Consider the following 23,339-nt stretch of genomic DNA (forward strand, 5'->3'; position numbering starts at 1 on the left):
GCTACTCGCAGACCGTCCCTTGATGAAACACAACCTTCCACCCCGATGCGGTGCGCTGCCAGATCGTTGCGCGCCGCGTCTTCCGCTCGTCCTGACGAAGCGTGTAGGTCAGCAGATACATCTCCGGCCCAAGTTCACGGCACCAAAAGTCACTCGTCACCCATGAATCTTTTCCCGGCGAATGCTCCCTCCGCTCGTCCAGTACATCCAGCACAAACTCACGGCTGTACCTGCGTCCCGAAGCCCCAACCTCCCAGAAATCCTCCACCATCATGGCTTCAAAGTCCGCGCGCGTCGTTTGCTCAGGCCAATGAAAGATCGGCTCGCGCTCAATCAGTTCATGCAGCACACCGTTCAGCGCCGGGTCGGTAATCAGCACAGGTTCCATGCAGGCAGTGTAAAGCCGAGGCGTCCAACTCTCTCATCGACAGCAAAACTCTCGCTTTATTTCTTCCTCAGAACGACATGCGTTGCCTTTTCACCAGCAACAGCCTTCTCTACAACAAAGCCAAGCTCGGCCAGATTGATTCCCGCAAACAGATGCTCTCCCTCACCCAGAAGAACAGGTGACACTGCCAGATGCATCTCGTCGATCTGCCCCGCCGTCAGGTACTGACGAATCGTCGAAACTCCTCCACCCACGCGGACATCCTTGCCACCGGCAGCATCCTTTGCCTGCTTCATCGCCGACTCGATCCCATCTGTCACGAAGTAAAAAGTCGTACCCCCGTTCATCACCAGCGGCGCTCTCTCATAATGAGTTAGAACAAAGACCGGAGTATGGTACGACGGCGTATCGCCCCACCAGCCTTTCCATGCATCGCCATCCCATGGCCCGCGCACTGGGCCAAACATATTACGGCCTAGAATCCAGGCCCCAACATTTTCAAATGACTTAGCAGCAAACCCGTTGTCCACCCCCTGAGCACCGCTGCCACTCTGCCCATACATCTTCTGAAAAATCTCCGTATCAAAGAACCACTGGTGCAGTTCTAAACCACGCACTCCCAAAGGGTTGTTGATGTCCTGCCGAAGTCCGGCGCCAAATCCGTCCAGTGAGATCGAAAACGCAGCCACCCTGACCTTGCTCACGCAAACTCCTCCGCAAACTCGACTTAGTTATCCCAGATCTTGCTTCAGAAAACTGTATCTGACTTCACTTGCAAACAGCAAGTTAGTTACGCTACCTTGTCCCAGTGCCACGCGAATCCAAATCCAGGCCACGCTCCGGCTGCCCTGTCAGCATCGCGCTCGAAAAGTTCGGCGACCGCTGGTCATTACTCATCATCCGCGACCTGATGGTGCGTGGTTACACCACCTTCAAGCAGTTCCAGAACTCCGGCGAGGGCATCGCCACGAACATCCTCGCCACCCGGCTCAAAAAACTTAAAGCAGCCGGAATCATTAAAGCCGAATCTGAAGAGAAAGACGCACGCAGGGTCCACTACCGGCTTACGGAAAAAGGCATTGACCTTGCGCCCGTCCTGCTCGAATTACTTCTTTGGAGCGCGCAACACGAGAAGACTGGCGCCCCCTGCGAACTAATGGCCCAGATGGCCGGGAACCGCCAGGCCATCCTCGCCGAGACGCGCCGTCGCTGGGCCGAGCGTGACCCCAACCCGCTCTTACCTCCATTCAGCACTACCGCAGCACAATCGGCCCCCAAATCAAAAAGGAGCAGACGATGAGCAACGTACGAGTTCTGGTCGGCACGCGCAAGGGCGCGTTTGTTCTCACCTCAGACGGCAAGCGCAAAGACTGGAAGGTCTCCGGCCCCCACTTCGCCGGCTGGGAGATATACCACATGAAAGGTTCGCCAGCCGACCCCAACCGCATCTACGCCTCGCAGTCCAGCGGATGGTTCGGACAGGTTGTGCAACGTTCTAACGACGGCGGAGAGACCTGGGAGGCCGTCGACAACAAGTTCGCCTACGCGCACAACCCCGGCACGCACCAGTGGTACGACGGCACCCCGCACCCCTGGGAGTTCAAGCGCGTCTGGCACTTCGAGCCTTCGCTCACCGACCCCGACCACGTCTACGCAGGCATCGAAGACGCAGCCATCTTCGAAACCAAAGACGGCGGCAAAAGCTGGTCCGAGCTTCCCGGTCTGCGCGAGCACGGCACTGGCCCCAACTGGCAACCCGGCGCGGGCGGCATGTGTCTCCACACCATCATCCTCGACCCTGCCGATCCGAAGCGCATCTACATCGCCATCTCCGCGGCCGGGGCTTTCCGCACCGATGACGGCGGCAAGACATGGCAGCCCATCAACAAGGGCCTCTACTCCAAATACATTCCCGACCCCAACGCTGAAGTCGGCCACTGCGTCCACCACATCGCCATGCATCCATCACGCCCTGACACGCTCTTCATGCAGAAGCACTGGGACATCATGCGCACCGACAACGCCGGCGACCAGTGGACCAAGGTCAGCGGCAACCTGCCGACCGACTTCGGCTTCGTCATCGACGTCCACGCGCACGAACCGGAGACCATCTACGTTGTCCCCATTAAGTCCGACTCCGAACACTTCCCTCTCGACGGCAAGCTGCAGGTCTTCCGCAGCCGCACCGGAGGCAACGAATGGGAGCCGCTCGCCAAAGGCCTTCCTCAACAAGACTGCTACGTTAACGTCCTTCGCGATGCCATGGCCGTCGACAAGCTTGACTCCTGTGGCGTCTACTTCGGCACCACCGGCGGGCAAGTCTACGCTTCACCCGACGCCGGCGACTCCTGGGCTCCGATCGTCCGTGACCTGCCAGCAGTACTGTCCGTCGAGGTCCAGACACTCGCATGAGCCAGCATCGCATCCGCGTCGAACTCCCCCAGCACCTTCGCACGCTCGCAGGGGTAAAGGGGGAAGTCACGCTCGATGTCTCAGCGCCTATCACGCTACGCGCTGTGCTCAACTCTCTCGAAGCCAGCTACCCAACGCTGCAAGGCACCATCCGTGACCACGGCACACTCAAACGACGCGACTTCCTGCGCTTCTTCGCCTGCGAAGAAGACATCTCGCACCAATCACCAGACGAGCCTCTGCCCGAAGAGATCGTCACCGCCAAAGAACCGCTCCTCATCATCGGAGCTATCGCAGGCGGCTAAGACGAACAAACACAAGTCCCCGAACGACTGCACGAAAATCCAACCAACGGAGCATTCGATGAAGAACTTCTATAACTACCTCAACTTCAATGGAAACTGTCGCCAGGCGATGGAATTCTATGCAAAGTGTCTCGGCGCAGATCTACATGTCATGCCATACTCACAAGGCCCCGCCGATATGCCAAAAGAGATGAAAGAGGCGGACCGCGTCCTCCATGCTCGTCTAGCCAAAGGCGCTGCCGTCATTATGGCGTCAGACTGCCCTCCTGCCGTACCTTTGCAACAAGGTAACAACTTCTCAATCAGCGTCGATTGCGACAGCCGCGAAGAAGTCGATAAACTCTTCGCCTCGCTTGGCGAAAAAGGCAAAGTCGATATGCCCGTCCAGGACATGTTCTGGGGAGACTACTTCGGCATGGTCACCGACCAGTTCGGCATCGGCTGGATGTTTAACCACACACCAAAGAAATAGTCAGTCACACTAGGCGACCCATAGCACGTCTTCAAAACGCCCGTGGGTCGCTCAATTTTTGCTGGCAGAGCATTTCTGCGCCCGCTTTATCAGCAGCTCCTGCTCACGCGCATTGCGCGTGAGTGATGCCGCGCGCTCAAACTCCATGCGAGCCTCATCATCGCGTCCCAATTTCACCAGCAGATCGCCGCGCACCGTCGGCAGCAGATGATAGTTCGCCAACGTCCCCTCGCGCACCAAAGCATCGACCACCACCAACCCCATCTCCGGCCCAAACGCCATCGAGAGCGCCACCGCACGATTCAACTCCACTACAGGCGACGGCATCACTTCAAAGAGCCTTGCGTACAGTCCTGCAATCTGTGCCCAATCGGTCTCCTCAGCTTCGAGCGCACGGGCATGACACGCAGCAATCGCCGCCTGCAGTGCATACACACCATCAGCACCACCCAGCTTCTCCACACGATCCAGTGCCGCCAACCCTCGCTGAATCAAAAGCCGGTCCCACAACGCACGCCGCTGGTCCAGCAATAGAATCGGCTCACCAGACGCACTCGTTCGAGCCCTCAGGCGCGAAGCCTGAATTTCCATCAATGCAGCCAGACCATGCACCTCAGGCTCCTGCGGCATCAACTCCGCAACAACTCGCCCCAACCGCAAAGCATCTTCACACAATGCCGGCCGCATCCAGTCATCGCCCGCCGTCGCCGAATATCCCTCATTGAAGATGAGGTAGATCACCTCAAGCACCGCTGTCAGTCGCGCGCGCAGTTCTTTGCCCTTCGGCACCTCGAACGGCACCTGCTCTTTCGTCAGCGTGCGCTTCGCCCGGACGATCCGCTGCGCCACCGTCGCCTCGGGCACCAGATACGCACGCGCAATCTCATCGGTCGTCAACCCGCCAAGCATCCGCAGCGTCAACGCAACCTGCGCATCCTGCTTCAGCACGGGATGACACGCCGTAAACACCAGCCGCAGCAGATCGTCACCGATATCGTCGTCCATCGCCGCATCCAGTTCCGCGACAGCGCGCTCCTGCAACTCTTCAGCATCGCGCGCCAGCTCCCCATGCTTCTCTTCCACGCGCCGGTTGCGGCGAAACATATCAATCGCGCGGCGCTTCGCTGTGGTCATCAGCCACGCCGCAGGATTGTCCGGGATACCCGTCCTCGGCCACTGCTCAAACGCGGCGACCAGAGCCTCCTGCGCCAAGTCCTCAGCCAGCCCGACATCGCGCACACGCCGCGCCAGCCCGGCAATCAACCTTGCCGACTCGATCTTCCACACAGCCTCGATCGTGCGATGAACATCGGTAGCCGTCACAGCTATCGATCACATCACGCCAGTAGAAACGAACGCAAGCACGCAGGAAACGGCTGCACCTATGCCTCGAAGGCGCAGCCGCACCCATCAGGCAAGCTGCATCGACGGGACCTCACAGATTTGGCGAATCTCGCACTCGCCATCCCCTGCCACCTTCAAAAAGCGGCGGGTCTGTTCGATCGCCTCTTGCTTCGACCGCACCTCAATCAGCGCAAAGCCGCCAACTACTTCCTTCGCCTCGGTAAACGGGCCATCTGTCACCTTGAAGTCATCGCCAGACTTTCGCACCCGAGCGCCCAGCGCACTGGGCAGGCAGCCTTCAGTGGCCAGCAACACACCTTCGTTCGTCATATCTGAAATCAACTTCCCCATCTCCATCATCTCCGTTTCACTCGGGGGAGTTCCCTCAGGTTTACTTGGCTTGTACACACACAAAAATCGCATCCGTCTTCTCCTTGTTCTCAATGAATGGCAAATTCCGTAAGAGGAGGTTCTCAACTGTCAAAAGCCGCCTCTACTTGTACGTCGAATGAGCTTCTGAAAAATCGACAAGGTGCCGCGATTTTTTTGAAGACCACGAAGCTTCAGCGGAGCGCACCCTTGCCCTGCATCTCTTCAAAACCCTTCGCAACCTTCTGCACGTCCTCGGGAAAATCAGCCATCTCATGCACCTGGCGTACCTCGATCACCTCATGCTCACCCGCTGGACACCGCTTCGCCCACTCAATCGCCTCTTCATGTGACTTCACCTGGATCATCCAGTAGCCACCAATCGCCTCCTTCGCCTCGGCAAACGGCCCATCCGTCACCTTAGCCTTGCCGCCGTTGAACGAAACCCTCGCCCCAGCCGACGGCGGCGCCAGTCCCTCAACCATCAGCAACACGCCCGCCTTCTGCAACTGCTCGTTATACCGCATCATTGCCTCAACGGCCTTTGCATCGGGCATGGCCGAAGCGTCAACCGCCTCATATCCACTACCCGGAATCATCAGCATCATGAATCGCATCTCTGAAATCTCCTTTGGCTGAAATTCACCTTCTACCTCTACGTCGAACGCCGCCGGACAAATTCGACAATCCGTCAGGAATTTCTCAACCATCCTAAGGCGGCTGTGACTGGAAAATATGAACGCAAAAACAAGCGAGGCATCACTGCACATGTAGGCACATTCAGAAACTATTCATCTAACGAAACAATCCGTCTATCAGAAACCCCGTACACTCACTGTGTAAAATGACAATTGAACACAATCAACCCCTCGAAAATTGCACAGGAGAACCCAGAAATGTCGAAGTTGACCCCAGGAAAACTTGCAGGACTCAAAGCCGTCTCCGACCATCGCGGAGTCATTGCGGCCGCCGCCATGGACCAGCGCGGCTCCCTGCAGAAGTCCCTTGCCAAGGAGCGCGGAGCCGCCGCCGACGCGCACGACCTTGAAGTCTTCAAGACCCTCGTGACCAGCGTCCTGACCAAGCATGCCTCGGCCATCCTGCTCGACCCCGAGTTTGGCCTGCCTGCCTCCAAGCACCGCAACGGCAAGGGCCTGCTGCTCGCCTACGAGAAGACCGGCTACGACGCCAACACCGCTGGCCGCCTGCCTGACCTGCTCGACGTCTGGAGCGTCCGTCGCCTCAAGGAAGCCGGCGCTGACTGCATCAAGATTCTGCTCTACTACACCCCCTTCGAAAAGTCGGCCATCAACGACCACAAGCAGGCCTGGATCGAGCGCATCGGCGATGAGTGCCTCGCCCACGACATTCCCTTCTTCCTTGAGTTCGTCGGTTACGACGCCGAGGGCGGCGATGAGAAGTCCGTTGCCTACGCGAAGAAGAAGCCCGAGATCGTCTCCGGCGCGATGGCCGAGTTCGGCAAGGCCCGCTACAACGTCGATGTTCTCAAGGTCGAAGTCCCCATCGTCATGGAGTTCGTCGAAGGCACCAAGGCGTTCAAGGGCGAGAAGGCATACACCCGCGCTGAGGCTCTGCAGCACTTCCGCGACGCCGAAGCAATGACGCACAAGCCATTCATCTACCTCTCCGCAGGTGTCTCGAATCCAGTCTTCATCGAGACCCTCGAACTGGCCGCCGAGTCCGGCACCAAGTTCAACGGCGTACTCTGCGGCCGCGCCACCTGGAAGGACGGCATCGCCATCTACGCCAAGCAGGGCGCAAAGGCCTTCGAGGACTGGCTGGAAACCACCGGCGTCGAGAACATCAACAACGTCAACAATGCTCTCAAGGCAGCCAGCCCCTGGCAGGAGAAGTTCGGCGTCAAGCATATGAGCGAACTCGCCTAATCTCAACTCAGGTGCAATTCAAGAGCCGTGGCCCAGCGCCACGGCTCTTCTTTTAGTACCTGCAACTCACAGGCTCAGCTACGATGAGTCTAAGTAACCAAATGTCTCAGCGAAGTGTACTCATAACGCTTCTGTTCTCTGCATTGGCTGCACACAGCCAAACGCAATCGGCCACTGTCCCCGTTCACACTCCGCTGCCAGTTCAAATCGATAAATCCTTGCCCATGCAGGTCGGCCAGCCCATCCACGGCGAGCTCATCTACCCCGTCTACGCCGACAACAAACTCGTCCTCCCCGCAAAGACCATCGTCACCGGCAGCGTCACCGCGCTCCACCCGAACCACGACCGCCGCGTCTCCGCCCGCCTTCGCGCCGACTTCACACCCTTCTACACCCCAGTCGTCGACTTCAACCAGATCCAGCTTCCCGACGGAACCACCCTCACCATCGCTACCAGCACAGCCACCGACGGCGCGCCCATCTACCGCCTCGTTGCTCCGCCTCCTCGCAAAGGTGGTTTCATCCGCAGACAGTTCGACACCGGCCTCCAAATCCTCCACGACCAGATCTCGCTCTTCACGGCACCGGGCAAAAAAGACCGTCTCCTGCGCGTCGTCTATAGCCAGCTTCCCTGGCATCCACAGAACATCGAAAAAGGCACCGCGTGGACCGTCGAAACAACTACACCGTTCACCGTTTCGGAGCAGCCAGCCTCACCCGATCCCGCCGTATCAACCGAGAACTCTTCAAATTCGTCCGCCTGGTTCGTTCAGGCCTATCTCAACGAGAAGCTCAGCTCTGCCACCTCCAAACAAGGCGAACCCATTCGCGCCACGGTCGCTGAACCCATCTACAATCCCGACCACAGCATCGCCGTTCCGCAGGGTGCAACACTCGTCGGCACGATCACTCAAGCCAGGCCCGCACGCCGCTTCGGACGCGCCGGTGTCCTCCACTTCAACTTTCGCCAGCTCGTGCTTCCCGCCGGTACGACTCGCAATGTCGAGACGACACTTACCGCCGCCGACTCAGCCGGCGGACAGAACCTCGCCATGAACTCCGAAGGCGTCGTCAAACCCAAGCCGCAAGACAAGATCGCCATCCCCTTGCTGCTCGCCGCACTCGCCATTAGCCCGCTCCACGAAGATGCCGACGACCGCGGCGAAGTTCTCGCGCGCAAAAACGCCACTGCATCGAACAGCATCGGCATCATCGGCTTCGTCGTCGGCATCGCATCCGGCTCAGCCAACGTCGCCGCCGGCTTCGGCGCCTACGGCACGGCGCTCGCGCTCTACAATCGCTGGATCAAGCGCGGCACCGACGTCACCTTCGTCCGCGACACCCGCATCGTGCTCCAAACCACTCCACGGCATGCACCAGTCTTATCGGCTCAGCCATCACACTGACTACTCCCACTCAATCGTCCCCGGCGGCTTCGACGTAATGTCGTACACCACCCGATTAATCCCCCGCACCTCGCTGATGATCCTGCTCGAAATCGTCCGCAGCACCTCATACGGCAGCGGAGCCCAATCCGCGGTCATGCCGTCCTCGCTCTCCACCGCACGAATCGCGCAGGTGTTCGCATAGGTCCGCTGGTCGCCCATCACACCCACCGACTTCACCGGCAGCAACACAGCAAAGCTCTGCCACACCTTGCGATACAGGCCAGCCTTCTTGATCTCCTCGACGACAATCGCATCCGCTTCCTGCAAAATGGCCACCCGCTCCGCCGTCACCTCGCCCAGAATCCTCACCGCCAGCCCCGGCCCTGGAAACGGCTGCCGCTCCAGAATCTCTTCCGGCATTCCCAGGTCGCGGCCAATCCTCCGCACCTCGTCCTTGAAGAGATCGCGCAGCGGCTCTATCAGCTTCAGCTTCATGTTCTCTGGCAGGCCGCCGACATTGTGATGACTCTTGATCGTATGGCTCGGCCCATGCACACTCGACGACTCGATCACATCCGGATACAGCGTCCCCTGCACCAGCCACGCGACCTCTTTGCCCGCGCTCTTCTCGGCCCGAAATATCTGTGCCGATTCATCATCGAACACCGCAATAAACTCATTCCCAATCGTCTTGCGTTTCTTCTCTGGATCAGTCACGCCCGCCAGTTTCGTCAAAAACCGCTCACCCGCATCCACCGCAACGACGTTCAGCCCTAACCCTTCGCGCATCGTCTTCTGCACCTTCGTGAACTCGTCCTTGCGCAGCACACCGTTGTTCACAAAGATGCACGTCAACCTGTCGCCAATCGCCCGCGCCACCAGCACCGCCGCCACCGACGAATCCACGCCACCGCTCAGCCCGCAAATGGCGTGCCCATCGCCCACCTGAGCCTTAATCCGCGCCACCGTCGATTGAATAAAGTGCTCCGGAGTCCAGTCCTGTTTCGCCTCGCAGATCTCCAGGCAGAAGTTCTTCAGCAGTTCCATCCCCTGCCGCGTATGCGCAACCTCAGGATGAAATTGCACGGCCCAAATCCGCCGCGCTTCATCCGCAATTCCCGCAACCGCATTCGCCGTCTTCGCCGTCAGCGAAAAGCCAGCAGGCAGCTTCTCCGCATGATCGCCATGCGACATCCAAACCTCAAGTGTCCCCGGCAGCCCGCGAAACAGAGGCGTCTCGGCAATCACATCCACTTCGGCATGGCCATACTCACGTGCCGCAGCTGCCACCACCTTGCCACCCAGATGATGCACGACAAACTGCAACCCATAGCAAATGCCGAGCACCGGCACACCCATCGCCAACACCGCCGGGTCCGCCGCCGGAGAGTCTTTGTCGTACACCGAGCAAGGCCCGCCCGAGAGAATCACGCCCTTCGGCTTCAGCCCCTTCACCTGCTCCAGCGAAGCAGTGCAAGGCAGCACGACAGAAAACACATTGAACTCACGAATACGCCGCGCAATCAGCTGCGTATACTGCGACCCAAAGTCCAGAATGACAATCGTTGAGGTATCCACAAATCCAGTGTAAATGGCGTCCCGCGCTACTTCAGCGACGACCCCTCATACGCCCGCCAAAGCTCCAGATACGCCACCTGCCGCGTCACATGAAAGAAATCCGAAGCAATGAAATAAAGCAATGTCACCCCAGCCCACCACCAGGCCATAAACGTCGGCGTAGCCACCGCCTCGAACGGCAGTGGAGTCGCCGTAAACACAATCGCCAGCACAATCAGCGCGATCTTTACAATCCCCATCACCAGGTTAATCTCGATCAGCTTCGAGCGAAGCGGTCCTACCCAAAACGCAGCCTTCAGGCTCGCCCATGCACCCGTGCCGCGCAACATCGCGAGCAGCGGCGCCACAGACACCGCCCAGCTCGCAATTGCCCACGCTGAAAACAGTCCCAGCGTCGTGATAATCGCAAGCGCAAAGTACCCCACCAGATTCGGCTCACCACCAGCAGCCAGCGGCCCAGTCACGGTCTTCCCGGAAATCCACTGCAACAGCAAAAACCACACGCAGAAGCTTCCCAACAGCGTCACCACCCGCAGCGCCTGCAACACCATCAACGTCCCCAGCCGACGATGCAGCGTAGCATCCACACGCCGCAACACCACGGTCCTGCCCACCGACGAAGCCACCACCCACACCGCCACCAGCAACGGCCCCAGCCACGCAAGCACATGGAGCACCGGAGGAAGCAACAAATCCATCGCCTTCGCCAGCGTCGCCGCCGTGTCCATCGGTTCCACGATAGAAATCCTGCGCAATGCCTCCATATCGAGAGGAACACTCCGTGCAATCTTCAGTGCCTCATACCCTGCCACCGCCACCGCAGGCACGCCAAACGCCCACCGCCACGCCACCTCCAGCGCCGTCCACTCCCGATGCCGCCAGCACCGCGCCATCGTATGGACCAGTGACTGCGTGCCCCGCACGGTCCCTGCAGCAATGACAACGCCTTCGTCTTCCCGAAGCTGCTCCACTACTTCACCACAAGGTTCACAAGTTTGCCCGGCACCACAATCACCTTCACCACTGCCTTCCCTTCCACACGCGCAGTAACCTTCGCATCCGCTAGCGCCGCGGCCTTCACCGCAGCCTCATCGCTTCCCGCCGGAACCTTCACCACATTCACCAACTTGCCATTCATCTGCACAGGAATCTCAACTTCGTCCTCACGCGCCAGCGCTTCATCGGCCACAGGCCACGGCGTGCGAAACACCGCGCCCTCTCCACCAAGCTGCTCCCAAAGCTCCGCCGCCAGGAACGGCGCAAACGGTGCAAGCAACAGCGTAAGCCCGCGAAAGACCTGCGCCATCACCTCACCCGAGACCTCACCCGCATCCATCGACGCTTCCTTCGCGGCAATCTCGTTCACTAGAATCATGATCGACGCAATCGAAGTATTGAAGTGCCACCGCCCCCCAAAGTCATGAGTAATCTTCCCAATCGTCTGGTGCAGCTTCCGCAGCAACTCCTGCCCGGCAGCCGACTCTCCACTCCCACCAGCCGCTCCCGCATACTTCGTCGTCAGCCGATGCACCCTGCCCAGAAACCGGCTCACACCCGCAACACCATCCTCCTGCCAATCCAGATCACGGTCCGGAGGCGCGGCAAACAGCGCATACATCCTCGTTGCATCCGCTCCATAGCGCGCAATCATATCGTCAGGCGAAACCACATTGCCCTTCGACTTCGACATCTTCGCGCCGTCCTTAATCACCATTCCCTGCGTAAACAACCGCTCCGCAGGCTCATCATTCTTAATCAAGCCAAGATCGCGCATCACCTTCGTCCAGAAGCGCGAGTAGATCAAATGCAGGATCGCGTGTTCGACACCGCCGATGTACTGGTCAATAGGAAACCAGTAATTCGCCTTGTCCGAATCAAACGGCGCAGCCGAATTCTTCGCATCTGCATATCGGTAAAAGTACCAGCTCGAATCGACAAACGTGTCCATCGTATCCGTCTCGCGCCGCGCAGGCCCGCCACACACTGGACACTTCGTCTCCACAAACCCCACAACCCTCCCCAAAGGAGAGCCACCCTGCTGCGTAATCTCCACCTGCTCAGGCAGCACCACCGGCAGCGCGTTCTCCGGCAGCGGAACCACGCCACCAGCCTCCACGCCCGCATGTCCATTCACGCAATACACCATCGGAATCGGCGTGCCCCAATACCGCTGCCGGCTCACACCCCAGTCCTTCAGGCGATATGTAACCGTAGCAGTACCAAATCCATTCTCCTTCGCAAACGCCGCCATCTTCCGCTGCGCATCTTCGCACCCCAACCCGGTCCACTCACCCGAGCCAACCAGCACAGCGTCTTCCTCTGCAGTGAACGGCAGCTCCGTCTCGCCAGACTTCAGCGCAATCACACGCCGCACCTCCAGCCCGTACTTCTCGGCAAACTCAAAGTCCCGCTCATCGTGCGCCGGAACGCTCATAATCGCGCCAGTTCCATAGTCGGCCAGAATATAGTTCGCCACCCAGATCGGCACAGGCTCGCCATTGAACGGATTCACTGCAAACCGTCCCGTCGGCACGCCATGCTTCTCAATCGCGCCCACATCGCCAGCCTCGCGCGCACGCTTCTGCTGCTCCAGCAGTTCATCAATCTTCACCGCCAGCGCCGCATCCTCTGCTGCAAACGCCTTCGCCACCGCATGCTCCGGAGCAAGCTGCACCGAAGTCGCGCCAAAGATCGTATCGACGCGAGTCGTAAAGACAGTAATCTTGTCTGCACTACCAGCTACAGCAAAATCAACCAGCGTGCCCTCGCTCCGGCCAATCCAGTTCCGCTGCATCGTGCGGACCTTCTCCGGCCAACCATCAAGCTTGTCCAACCCATCGAGCAGCTCATCGGCATACTTCGTAATCCGTAGGAACCACTGTGTCAGATCTCGCTGTTCAACGATCGTGTCCTCATGCCGCCAGCAGCGCCCATCCACCACCTGCTCGTTGGCCAGCACCGTCTGGCACTCCGGACACCAGTTCACCTTGCTCTTCTTCCGATACGCCAGCCCTGCCTCGTACATCTTCAGAAAGAACCACTGGTTCCACCTGTAATACTCCGGCAGGCAAGTCGTCACTTCGGTAGCCCAGTCGTAGCTGAAGCCAATCCGCCGCATCTGCTCACGCATCGCCGCAATGTTCGCCAGCGTCCACTCCCGCGGAGGCGTATTGTTTTTCAGCGCCGCATTCTCCGCCGGCAGTCCGAACGCGTCCCAGCCCATCGGATGCAGCACGTTATACCCGCGCATCCACATATGTCGCGCCAGAGCGTCGCCAATCGAGTAGTTCCGCACATGCCCCATGTGCAGCTTGCCACTCGGATACGGCAGCATCTCGATGCAATAAAACTTCGGCTTGCCGGAGTCATGCCCCTCAGCCGCATACAAAGCAGCATCAGCGTCCCACCGCGCCTGCCACTTCGGTTCAATCTCTGCCGGAACATACCGTCCCTGCCGCTCGCTCTCCATCACATTCGTTTCAGACATGTTTCCATTGTAAAGAAGCCCGTCTCAGAAGCCGCTAAACTTCCACCTAAACCCGGGTAGCCGCAGAATTTACCGTGCCGAACATCCACCTCACGCGATATATTGACACTCTCATCCCAAATTAGGAGAGCTGATGGAAGAACAGGCATCACCGGAGAGGAACCAGGCAGCTTTGATTGCCAGAGAGACGCATGCCTCTGAATCCGAGACCCCGACCACTCGCGATCGCTGGACCAATCTGCTCATTGCGTTCCCAATCTTGCTGCTCTTCTCCTATCTTGGGATCGCGCTCTCGCGCCAGTCGCAAGGCGTTGCCACTATCTGGTTCACCAATGGAATGCTCTTCAGTATCGTCATCACACGCCCACGCAACACTTGGTGGCGCTATTTCATCATCGGCTTTCTTGCCGATACGCTCGCCGACCGCTTCTGGGGCGACCCCTTCCGCCTCTCCGCGGGTGTGGCCTTTGCCAACTTCATTGAGGTTATCTCTTCCACTCTTATCCTGACACGCTGGTTTGGCCATCCCCTTAACCTCTCGCGCCGTCGCCCTCTACTCGGCTTTCTCCTCGTCGCTGTCATCGGCGCAACCGCCATCACCAGCGCGCTAGGAGCCTCGTGGACGCTTCTCTTCGTCAACGCCGGTCCATGGCTGTCGCTCTTCCGCGCATGGTATCTCGGAGACATCCTCGGCATGGCCATCATGGCCCCGCTGCTGTTTATCCTGCTGCGGCCGGGCTTCTTCGATATGCTTCGGCTGCCCAACCTACCGAAGACCCTGCTCTATCTTTTCGTGCCGGCAATCGCCACTTTCCTCGTCTTCACCCATAACCAGGACCCGCTCATCTTCTTCATCTTTCCTGCGCTGCTGCTCGTCGTCTTTCGCCTCGGCTTCCCCGGAGCGGCGCTCACCATCTTTATAGTCGCCTGCATCTCTATCCGCCTTACCGCCACCGGCCACGGTCCACTAATGCTCATCGGCAGTTCCATGCTGCACCGCATTGTTGTCGCACAGATCTTCCTCGCAGTGGCCATATTTACGGCCTTCCCCGTCGCCGCACTGCTCGAAGACCGCAAAGCCCTCCAGCATTCGCTCGAAGCCAGCGAAGCCAAATACCGGACGCTCGCCAACGCCGACTCACTTACCGGTCTTGCCAACCGCCGCGCCTTCGATGCCCGCCTCGATGCCGAGTGGCGCCACGCTCTAGCTCTCCGCCAGCCTCTCGCTGTGCTCCTCATCGACGTCGACCACTTCAAGTCCTACAACGACACACACGGCCACCTCAGCGGCGACCGCTGCCTTCGCCACATCGCCGAAGCCATCTCCACCAATCTCTACCGTGCCACTGACACCGCCGCTCGCTTCGGCGGCGAAGAATTCACCGTCATCCTTCCCGGCACCGACATAGAAGAGGCCCTCACTATCGCCGAAACTCTTCGCCAAGCCGTAGCCGCCATGCGTCTGCCACATTCCGGAAATACCTGCGGGAGCATTCAGACCATCAGCATCGGCGTCGCATCCACCATCCCTGCCGCAGACGAGCCTCCGCTCTCGTTGCTGAAATCCTGTGACGAAGCCCTCTATTTCGCTAAACAGCAAGGACGCAACCAGGTCAAAGCCGCCTCAGCCATTCCCCACACCACCGACCTCGAAGACGCCGAACCCACCGCTCCACAGCTCCCCTGATCCCTATAAAGCAGTACCATCCTCACATGACAGCGGATGCCATCTCCGCCCGCAGACTTGCCTTCATCGAATTAGCCGTCGGCTATCTACTCATCCTCATCGTCATCTGGGCACCGCGCACAACCCAGCGTCCCTTCTACATCGCAGCTGTCCTCTGGATTGCCCTCGTCATGCTCTACTCGCGCGAAAGCGCGACAAAGCTGGGCTTTGATATTCCGCCACGCCGCTCACTCTGGATCATTCCCGCAGCGCTCGGGCTCGCCGCCGCAGCCGTCGCAGTTGCTGCTGCTCTCCACACGCTCAACCTTCCATCTACACCCGCGCTCTTCATCCAGCGCTATTGGGGATATGCCATCTGGGCCTGCGTCCAGCAATTTCTGCTACAGGATTTCTTTCTCCTGCGCCTCACACGCACGCTTCCCACCAAAGCCGCCGCAGCCGTCGCAGCCGCGTTGCTCTTCTCACTCGCTCACATCCCCAACCCAATCCTCGTACCCATAACCCTGCTATGGGGACTCGCGACCTGCCTGCTCTTCCTTCGCTACCGCAACCTCTACTCCATCGCGATAGCGCACGCGATCCTGGGCATCACCGTAGCACTCACAATCCCCGGCCCCGTAGATCACAACATGCGCGTCGGCCTCGGCTACCTCACCTACCACCATCATCACCTCAGCCAGAACCCCCACACTGTATCCACCAATGCATGTGTCACCGCCGAAGCTCCAACCCTTCGCTCCGCTCGCCACGCCCTGCCATAAAAAATTCCCGCAATCGCTGCCAGCAGAACATACCGCCAATTGAAGTGCGCCGTGCGTTTATTGAAATGCGAAAGCCCAAACAGCACCGCCGTTAGAATCAGCGCGTAACTTCTCCCCATCTTTCGTTCCAGCAAGTTCTGCAGCCATCCACGGAAGAAAACCTCTTCCGGCACGGCCACAAACAGAAACGTAAACACCGCAGCCATCGGCAACTTCCCCAACTGCCGCCATCCAATCGCAAAGCCATGCCAGTGCAGAAACCCCAACCACAGTCCCAACCCAACAGCAATCGGCAGATAAAAGACCCACTCCCGTAAACCCACGCGCACATCGCGCCAACGCAGCCGCAAATCAAATCCAACCCCATCCAGCCGCCGCACCGCCAGAAACCCGTAAAGCCCCGCATCCAGTAGCAGCATCTTGTTGAACACAGCCATCCGCGCAGGCCACGCGGGCTCAAACCAACGCAAATCCACCGCCAGCCCCAACGCGGCAAGCACCGCAAAATCCAACCAGGTTCCACGTTGCACCGCGTCCATCCGCGCAGCCAGCCAAAGCGCCACTGTCACCAGCACAGGCAGCACAGCATACAAAGCAAACCAACTCCACTGAAACATGCCCGCCGAAGAGGCCACCAGCACATAGGCCACGCTCAAAATCGCAGGCACAACCAATCGCGCCCAGACAGCCCATCCCTCACCCAGCCGCGCCCACCGCCGCGAACAGAACGCCGCAAAGAAAAACGGCGCGAGCAGCAAAACCGCCGCCACCACCATCGCCGGACTGACCATCACCCCATTAGCCATCCACCGCCCTCAGAATCAACCCGCCGCCAGCGTTCGCAGCACTCCCACATTCCTCGCCTCGTCACCCGGAGCATCCACCGGCGTCTCCGCGAGAAACGCCGCATGGGCAAACCGCTCATCGTGCAGCAGTCGCCGAAACGCCTCCGCACCAATCGTCCCCTCGCCAATATGCTCGTGCCGATCCAGCTTCGACCCCATCGCCGCCTTCGCATCATTGCAGTGCCACACCTTCACTGCGTCAAACCCCACTGTAGACTCCACCAGTTTCATCGTCTCAATGTAGCCATCCTCCGAAACAATGTCGTACCCCGCCACATGCACGTGGCACGTATCCAGACACACCGCCACGGGAGCATGCGCTTTCAGCGTCTCCACCAGCTCGGCTACTTGCTCCAGCTTTCCTCCCAGCGAAAACTCCGCGCCCGCCGTGTTCTCAATCAGAATCCTGAACTCTTTCCCAGGATTGATCGTCTTCGAAAAATCGATCCCGGCGATCGCCTTCTCAATCGACTCCGCCGCCAGCCGCAGCCCCTCCTCACGCGTCAATCCCTTCCAGCTCCCCGGATGCAGCACCAGATACTCCGCCCCCAGCGCCATCGCCCGCTCCACCTCACCGCGAAACGCCGTAATCGAATTTGCCCGCACACTCTCCGCCTGGCTGCAAACATTAATTAAATAGCTCGCATGAACAGCCACCGGCCCCACATCATGCTTCTTCCTCAACTCCATCATCTTCGCCGCATCCGCAGCTTTCACCGGAGCAGCCTTCCACATCCTCGGACTTGCCGAAAATATCTGGCACGCATTCGCACCCGCCTCCACGGCACGATCAATCGCAGTCCAGACACCGCCCGCCGTGCCTACATGGACACCAATCCGCTTCTTCGTTCCAGCCATCTAGCTATACGCCTCCATCTCCATTATTTTCAGCAAATCCGCCGCCCTCAATAAAATGCTATGCTGGTTGCCCGCTACAGCACCACACACTCCTTGCACCGGAAAGGAACGACGATGCCCCAGGAACAGAACCTCAAAAACCATCATCGCTTCGACCCGCTCATGCACTTCTTTGTCTTTCCTGTCACGCTGCTCAACTTTATATTCTCCATCGTGATCGCAGCACGCCACTGGTCACAACACTCTCATCTCGCCATCTGGTGGATCATTCTCTCAGCCGCCCTCGCCGTCCTCGCGACAAAATGCCGCATCAACGACCTCAAATTGCAGGACCGCATTATCCGGCTCGAAGAGCGCCTGCGCCTGCAAGCCCTTCTTGGCCCAGCTGAATCAGCTCATATCAACGAGCTCACTACCCCACAACTCATCGCCCTGCGCTTCGCCTCAGATCAGGAGATCCCAGCACTGGTCAACAAAACCCTCACTCAGAATCTCTGCCCCAAATCCATCAAAGAGAGCATCACCAACTGGCGCGGAGACTACCACCGCGTCTAATTGAGACCTTGCTTTTTGCATTTCCGTTCCGTGGCAGAGCGGAGGAATCAAGCTTTTCTTCCGCCAGCCCGGCTATGCCCACCCCACCGAAAACGAACCCCGCTCATGCCGCGGCCTCTCAAGCTCATCCGCAAGGGCAATCGCATAGTCCTCCATTGAAATCCTGCTCTCACCCTTTTCGTTCGAGATCAACTCTTTCGTTCCCAGTCGAAACTTCCCTGTCCGCTCTCCCGGCTCAAAAAACGCTGCCGGACTCAGATACGTCCAGTTAATATCTGAACCGCGCAGCACGTCCAGAGCCTTCTCATGAGAGGTCGCAATCGGCATCCACTGCGCCGGCAGATGTCCAGACTTGATCAGCGTCACCCCAGGAGCCACCTCCAGCAACCCGGCACCGCCAACCATCAACAATCTCGGCACGCCAGCCTTCTTCACCGCTGCAACCTCACGCTTCGTCACATCAATCAAAGCATCCGTGTTGTCAGCAGGTGGCTGATACGCCGTCACCACCGCATCTGCACCTTTAATCACCGCGGCAATCGCATCCACATTCGAGAGATCGTCCGCCTTCGCCGTCACTCCCGGCTGCCCCTTCAGCGAATCCACCTTCCGCGCCACGCCAGTCACCTTATGTCCGCGCGCAACCAACTCCTTCACAATCCTGCTGCCCGCATTCCCAGTCGCACCATACACCACAACGTTCATCGCACCCTCCCTTGCAACATGTCTTTAAAAAGATGCGGCCCAGCCGCAGCCAGGCCACACTCTACAGAAAAAATTCTGTTCTAGTAAACGTCGCGCTGATACCGCTTCTGCTTCTTCATCGCCGAAAGGTACTCCGCGGCAAAATCCAGCGTGCCGTTCGACCCCTTCGCAATCACATCCAGCAACGCAGCCTCCACGTCCTTCGCCATGCGGCTCGCATCGCCGCACACATAGAAGTAAGCTCCACGCTGCAACCACTTATACAGTTCAGTTGACTTCTCCCGCATCCGGTCCTGCACGTAGACCTTCTTCGTCTGATCACGCGAAAACGCCGTGTCAAGGTGCGTCAGCACGCCATCCTTCTTCATGGCGGCAAACTGCTCTTTGTATAGAAAATCCAGCGCCTCACGCTGCTCGCCGAAGAACAACCAGTTATCGCCCTTCTGCCCGGTCGCCTGCCGCTCTTCCAGAAACGCGCGGAACGGTGCAATCCCCGTGCCCGGCCCAATCATAATCACCGGAACATTCGTATCTGCAGGCAAACGGAAATTGTTATTCGAGTGCAGAAAGATCGGCATCGTCGTGCCCTTCAGCGAGCGGTCGCCCAACTGTCCGCTGGCCACGCCCTGCCGCTGCCGCCCATGCGATTCATACCGAATCACCCTCACCGTCGTCTGCACATTGTCCTTATGCAACGCCTGGCTTGAAGCAATCGAGTACATCCTCGGAGTCAGCCGTTGCAGCACATGAAAGAGCTGCTGCGGATCAGTCACGACACCAGGAAAATCCGCCGCCAGGTCGATAAACTCGCGACCCCAGCAATACTCCTCTGCCTGCGCCTTGTGCTCCGGCCCGGTCACTGCCTTCAGCTTCTCGTTCTCCGGAGCCAGCTTCGCAAACTGGTTCAGGCTGCCGCGCGCCAGCTTGCCAATGCCCAACCGCGTCCGCAGCGCCTCTTCCAGCGAAATCTCTACCTTGTAGTGGTCCAGCACGCGCTCATCGCCCTTGAAACCGAGCACCGCCAGCGTCGCCTGCACCAACTCTTCGCGGTTATCCGGAACGATGCCCACCGCATCGCCCGGGGTATAGGTCATGCCTTCTTCAAGCGACAGCTCAATGTGCCGCGTCTCTTTTTCCGACCCCGCCGCCGTCAACAGCTCGTTATACAAAACGGTCGAAATATAAGGGTTGTTCCTCGTGTACTTCGCCGCATGTGCCTCTGTAGCCTTCGTCTCCTGCTCCAAAACCTCGCTCATCTCTCTATGATAGAAGCTTGTGCACCAAATCCGCAAAGCCTCACGGTGAACGACAACTCAGTAAAACCGCGCATTTTCCATGCAAATCAGCGCAGGATCGCGCGCGCACGAATGCATACGAGTAAAATCATCCTCGTGCGGCGTCTTCTCGCATTCGCGTTGCTTCTGTTCTTCAACGTTCCGTTGATAACGCCGCTCTTCGCGCTCACATCCACATCCGACGCAAACCTTCCCGCCTGCTGCCGCCGCAACGGCAAGCACCACTGCAACATGCAGATGGCCGAACCCGCGTCGAACGATCCATCCGTCTCCTCCACTCCTGAAAAGTGCCCCTGCTACCCGCGGCCAGCCACACTCGTCCGCATCACGCACGCGCAGGCTCAGTCTGAAGCACACAGCGTCACCGCAAGCGTAGCTGTCACGCACATCACGCCGCACGCCGAGACGCGCTCCAAAGCAGCCTTCATCTCCCCCTACCAAAAGCGCGGCCCTCCAGCGCAGCAAGCCTAGAGCAATCCCCACCATCAGTTGTCATCCTTCCATCACACGTGGGAGGACCGCTTCCTGCTGCTGCGTGCAGACGCATGCTCCTGCACGCAGCCCAGCATCGTCGTTCGACGAAAAAGAAAAAGGACCCCATGCGCAAATTTGCTCTACTTTGCCTTCTCTATCTCTTCTGCGGCTCCGCTGCCCACGCAGCGATCTTCAGTCAGCTCCGAGGAATCGTGCACGATCCCGAGCACCGCCCCATCGCCGGCGCACACATCGAGCTTCGCTCCGCCAACTCCGCCTACACCCAATCCGCTATCTCCGGTGCCGACGGCTCCTTCACCATCCTCTCCATCCCACTTGGCGACTACACCATCACCATCACGCAGCCCGGCTTCGACACGCGCACGCAGCCCATTACACTCGTCTCCGGTACCTCGCCCATCCTGCATTTCGAGCTGCACCTCACCACAGTCCAGCAGTCCGTCAACGTCAACACCGCACCGGTCAACACCGACACCGTCACCCCAACCACCCTCATCAGCCGCCAGCAAATCGCCGAGACCCCCGGCGCAGCGCTCACCAACTCGCTCGCCATGATCACCGACTACGTCCCCGGCGCCTACATCACCCACGACATGCTCCACATGCGCGGCGGCCACCAGGTCAGTTGGCTCATCGACGGCGTCCAGATCCCTAACACCAACATCGCCTCCAACCTCGGCGCGCAGATCGATCCCAGCGACATCGACTACATCGAAGTTCAACGCGGCAGCTACGCCGCCGGTCTCGGCGACCGCACCTACGGCATGTTCAACGTCGTCCCGCGCAACGGCTTCGAGCGCGACCACCAGGCCGAGCTGCGCCTCACCGCAGGCAGCTTCCTCCAAAGCGAAGCCAAGCTCTCGCTCGGCAATCACAGCGAAAAATCCGCGTGGTACTTCAGCCTCAACGGCAACCGCAGCGACTACGGCCTCGCCCCACCCATCTCGCAAGTCCACCACGACGCCACCAACGGCTACGGAGCCTTCGCGTCCTTCATCAACAACCGCACACCCAAAGACCAGTTCCGACTCGTCGCACAGTATCGCGGCGACTACTTCCAGATCCCCTACGACCCCAACCCGCTTAGCTTCGAAAACCAGCAATACGACTCCAGCGGCCTCCGCGACGGCCAGCACGAACAGGATGCGCTCGCAGCCTTCTCCTGGATCCACACCTTCAACTCCAGCACGGTCCTGCAGCTATCGCCCTTCTACCACTTCAATCTCGCCAACTACGACTCCAACCCCAACGACACCCCCATCGCCACTACCGCGCACCGCACCTCCAACTACGCCGGCGCACAAACCTCCATCACCACCACCATCGCGCGCAACACCATCGAAGCCGGCCTCTACTCCTTCGGTCAACACGACTCCAACCGCTTCGGCGCCATCTTCAACGACGGTTCCGGCACACCCCCATTCACCACCCCCAGCAGCGCCAGCGGCGGCCTCATCGAGGAGTACGTCTCCGACAACTTCAAAGCCACGCCCTGGCTCACGCTCATCGGCGGCGTGCGCCAGTCGCACTTCCAGGGCGGCTTCACAGAAGACGCCACCAGTCCACGCATCGGCGCAGCCATCCTCGTCCCCAAACTCAACTGGGTCTTCCGCGGATTCTACGGCCGCTTCTACCAGCCCCCACCACTCGTCACCGCCAGCGGCCCGCTCGTGCAATACGCGCAGGACAATAACACCACCTTCGTCCCACTCCACGGCGAGCGCGACGAAGAGCACCAGTTCGGCGTGCAAATCCCTCTTCGCGGCTGGCTCCTCGACGCCGACACCTTCAAAACCCGCGTCAACAACTTCCTCGACCACTCCAACCTCGGCGACTCCAGCATCTACTTCCCCGTCACCATCAACGGCGCGCTCGTCCGCGCCTGGGAACTCAGCCTCCGCTCGCCACAACTCTGGCATCACGCACAAGCACACCTCGCCTACTCCAATCAGATCGCCGAGCAGCGCGGAGCCATCACCGGAGGCCTCATCTGCACACCCGTCTCCTCACCCCAATGCGACGCCAGCTTCGACTACGAGCCCGTCGACCACGACCAGCGCAACACGCTCAACGTCGGCCTCACCACCACGCTGCCCATGCACACCTTTGCCTCAACCAATGTCTACTACGGTTCAGGCTTCGTGAATGGCAACCCCGATCCATCCACACCATATACGAGCAACTACCTGCCGCAACACACAACGGTAGACCTCGCGCTAGGCAAAACCTTCAGCGAAAACCTCTCCATCTCCGTCACGGCAACCAACATCGCCAACCGCCGCGTATTGCTCGACAACAGCCTCACCTTCGGCGGCTTCCACTACAACGACCCACGCCAGATCTACGGCGAACTCCGCTACCGCTTTAAATATTGAGTCAACGAGTCAGGCGCCCCATTCATGCCGCAGCCTCTCGCGGCATGGGTGGGGCTCCACACATATCAACCTTTCGATGGAGGCACACCACCCATCATTATGATTAACATCAT

The 23,339-nt window shown here is 59.2% G+C and carries 23 protein-coding genes; 11 read left to right on the forward strand and 12 right to left on the reverse strand.

Annotated elements, in window-relative coordinates:
* Position 1: 1 nt before the first annotated feature.
* Together IEX36_RS15100 and IEX36_RS15105 are read right to left on the reverse strand one after the other, a co-directional pair.
* On the reverse strand, positions 2–388 hold the full coding sequence (locus IEX36_RS15100) for a nuclear transport factor 2 family protein (protein ID WP_188760416.1): 387 nt from the start codon (positions 386–388) through the stop codon (positions 2–4).
* Between the two features lie 56 nt (positions 389–444).
* Positions 445–1,092, reverse strand: a complete 648-nt coding sequence (locus tag IEX36_RS15105; protein WP_188760417.1) for a dihydrofolate reductase family protein — start codon at positions 1,090–1,092, stop codon at positions 445–447.
* A 104-nt stretch (positions 1,093–1,196) separates the two neighbouring features.
* Between IEX36_RS15105 and IEX36_RS15110 the strand changes: the two genes are divergently transcribed.
* Genes IEX36_RS15110 through IEX36_RS15125 form a run of 4 tightly spaced genes read left to right on the forward strand, consistent with a single transcriptional unit; the run spans position 1,197 to position 3,577 of the window.
* Positions 1,197–1,688, forward strand: coding sequence for a winged helix-turn-helix transcriptional regulator (locus tag IEX36_RS15110; protein WP_188760418.1), 492 nt, complete (start codon positions 1,197–1,199; stop codon positions 1,686–1,688).
* A complete protein-coding gene (locus tag IEX36_RS15115; protein WP_188760419.1) occupies positions 1,685–2,800 on the forward strand; it encodes a WD40/YVTN/BNR-like repeat-containing protein in 1,116 nt (371 codons plus the stop codon). Before IEX36_RS15110 ends, IEX36_RS15115 begins: the two co-directional genes overlap by 4 nt.
* Entirely contained in the window at positions 2,797–3,105 is a 309-nt protein-coding gene (locus IEX36_RS15120; RefSeq protein ID WP_188760420.1) for a MoaD/ThiS family protein, read from the forward strand. Before IEX36_RS15115 ends, IEX36_RS15120 begins: the two co-directional genes overlap by 4 nt.
* A 58-nt stretch (positions 3,106–3,163) precedes the next feature.
* The gene (locus IEX36_RS15125) at positions 3,164–3,577 is read left to right on the forward strand and encodes a VOC family protein (protein WP_188760421.1); all 414 of its coding nucleotides are present in this window, start codon (positions 3,164–3,166) and stop codon (positions 3,575–3,577) included.
* A gap of 51 nt (positions 3,578–3,628) precedes the next feature.
* Here IEX36_RS15125 and IEX36_RS15130 read toward each other — a convergent pair whose 3' ends face one another.
* The 3 genes from IEX36_RS15130 to IEX36_RS15140 all read right to left on the reverse strand — a co-directional run bounded on the left by IEX36_RS15130 (position 3,629) and on the right by IEX36_RS15140 (position 5,907).
* Entirely contained in the window at positions 3,629–4,900 is a 1,272-nt protein-coding gene (locus tag IEX36_RS15130; protein WP_188760422.1) for an RNA polymerase sigma factor, read from the reverse strand.
* Between the two features lie 87 nt (positions 4,901–4,987).
* Positions 4,988–5,344 (reverse strand): YciI family protein, encoded by a 357-nt coding sequence (locus IEX36_RS15135; RefSeq protein WP_188760423.1) that lies wholly within the window; start codon positions 5,342–5,344, stop codon positions 4,988–4,990.
* A gap of 140 nt (positions 5,345–5,484) precedes the next feature.
* A complete protein-coding gene (locus IEX36_RS15140) occupies positions 5,485–5,907 on the reverse strand; it encodes a YciI family protein (RefSeq protein WP_188760424.1) in 423 nt (140 codons plus the stop codon).
* 279 nt (positions 5,908–6,186) lie between these two features.
* On the opposite strand from IEX36_RS15140, the gene IEX36_RS15145 reads away from it, so the two are divergent.
* Together IEX36_RS15145 and IEX36_RS15150 are read left to right on the forward strand one after the other, a co-directional pair.
* Positions 6,187–7,197: a tagatose 1,6-diphosphate aldolase gene (locus IEX36_RS15145; RefSeq protein WP_188760425.1), complete on the forward strand. Its 1,011-nt coding sequence runs from the start codon at positions 6,187–6,189 to the stop codon at positions 7,195–7,197.
* Positions 7,198–7,415: 218 nt separating this feature from the next.
* On the forward strand, positions 7,416–8,603 hold the full coding sequence (locus IEX36_RS15150; RefSeq protein WP_188760426.1) for a hypothetical protein: 1,188 nt from the start codon (positions 7,416–7,418) through the stop codon (positions 8,601–8,603).
* On the opposite strand, the gene guaA is transcribed toward IEX36_RS15150, so the two are convergent.
* Genes guaA through leuS form a run of 3 tightly spaced genes read right to left on the reverse strand, consistent with a single transcriptional unit; the run spans position 8,604 to position 13,650 of the window.
* Positions 8,604–10,163 carry a glutamine-hydrolyzing GMP synthase gene (gene guaA, locus IEX36_RS15155; protein WP_188760427.1) on the reverse strand — a complete coding sequence of 520 codons (1,560 nt, stop codon included), beginning with the start codon at positions 10,161–10,163 and terminating at the stop codon, positions 8,604–8,606.
* 26 nt (positions 10,164–10,189) lie between these two features.
* Positions 10,190–11,134: a hypothetical protein gene (locus IEX36_RS15160; RefSeq protein ID WP_188760428.1), complete on the reverse strand. Its 945-nt coding sequence runs from the start codon at positions 11,132–11,134 to the stop codon at positions 10,190–10,192.
* Entirely contained in the window at positions 11,134–13,650 is a 2,517-nt protein-coding gene (gene leuS, locus IEX36_RS15165; protein WP_188760429.1) for a leucine--tRNA ligase, read from the reverse strand. Before leuS ends, IEX36_RS15160 begins: the two co-directional genes overlap by 1 nt.
* A gap of 133 nt (positions 13,651–13,783) precedes the next feature.
* Between leuS and IEX36_RS15170 the strand changes: the two genes are divergently transcribed.
* Together IEX36_RS15170 and IEX36_RS15175 are read left to right on the forward strand one after the other, a co-directional pair.
* The gene (locus IEX36_RS15170; RefSeq protein ID WP_188760430.1) at positions 13,784–15,337 is read left to right on the forward strand and encodes a GGDEF domain-containing protein; all 1,554 of its coding nucleotides are present in this window, start codon (positions 13,784–13,786) and stop codon (positions 15,335–15,337) included.
* Positions 15,338–15,363: 26 nt separating this feature from the next.
* Positions 15,364–16,098, forward strand: coding sequence for a CPBP family glutamic-type intramembrane protease (locus IEX36_RS15175; protein ID WP_188760431.1), 735 nt, complete (start codon positions 15,364–15,366; stop codon positions 16,096–16,098).
* Here the strand turns inward: IEX36_RS15175 and IEX36_RS15180 are convergent.
* Complete coding sequence (locus tag IEX36_RS15180) at positions 16,005–16,904, reverse strand: CPBP family intramembrane glutamic endopeptidase (RefSeq protein WP_229669054.1); 900 nt, start codon at positions 16,902–16,904, stop codon at positions 16,005–16,007. The two genes, IEX36_RS15175 and IEX36_RS15180, sit on opposite strands and share 94 nt — an antisense overlap.
* Positions 16,905–16,919: 15 nt before the next feature.
* Entirely contained in the window at positions 16,920–17,801 is an 882-nt protein-coding gene (locus IEX36_RS15185) for a deoxyribonuclease IV (protein ID WP_188760432.1), read from the reverse strand.
* Between the two features lie 114 nt (positions 17,802–17,915).
* Here IEX36_RS15185 and IEX36_RS15190 point away from each other — a divergent pair, with 114 nt between their 5' ends.
* On the forward strand, positions 17,916–18,356 hold the full coding sequence (locus IEX36_RS15190) for a DUF6526 family protein (protein WP_188760433.1): 441 nt from the start codon (positions 17,916–17,918) through the stop codon (positions 18,354–18,356).
* 72 nt (positions 18,357–18,428) lie between these two features.
* Here the strand turns inward: IEX36_RS15190 and IEX36_RS15195 are convergent, their stop codons facing one another.
* Together IEX36_RS15195 and IEX36_RS15200 are read right to left on the reverse strand one after the other, a co-directional pair.
* Positions 18,429–19,061 carry an NAD(P)-dependent oxidoreductase gene (locus IEX36_RS15195; protein WP_188760434.1) on the reverse strand — a complete coding sequence of 211 codons (633 nt, stop codon included), beginning with the start codon at positions 19,059–19,061 and terminating at the stop codon, positions 18,429–18,431.
* Positions 19,062–19,141: 80 nt separating this feature from the next.
* Positions 19,142–20,317 (reverse strand): diflavin oxidoreductase, encoded by a 1,176-nt coding sequence (locus tag IEX36_RS15200; RefSeq protein WP_188760435.1) that lies wholly within the window; start codon positions 20,315–20,317, stop codon positions 19,142–19,144.
* A gap of 111 nt (positions 20,318–20,428) precedes the next feature.
* On the opposite strand from IEX36_RS15200, the gene IEX36_RS15205 reads away from it, so the two are divergent.
* Together IEX36_RS15205 and IEX36_RS15210 are read left to right on the forward strand one after the other, a co-directional pair.
* Positions 20,429–20,827, forward strand: a complete 399-nt coding sequence (locus IEX36_RS15205; protein ID WP_188760436.1) for a hypothetical protein — start codon at positions 20,429–20,431, stop codon at positions 20,825–20,827.
* Positions 20,828–20,955: 128 nt separating this feature from the next.
* The gene (locus tag IEX36_RS15210; RefSeq protein WP_188760437.1) at positions 20,956–23,226 is read left to right on the forward strand and encodes a TonB-dependent receptor; all 2,271 of its coding nucleotides are present in this window, start codon (positions 20,956–20,958) and stop codon (positions 23,224–23,226) included.
* Positions 23,227–23,339 lie beyond the last annotated feature (113 nt).

Origin of the sequence: Edaphobacter acidisoli (assembly GCF_014642855.1) — a bacterium.
Lineage (GTDB): Bacteria > Acidobacteriota > Terriglobia > Terriglobales > Acidobacteriaceae > Edaphobacter > Edaphobacter acidisoli.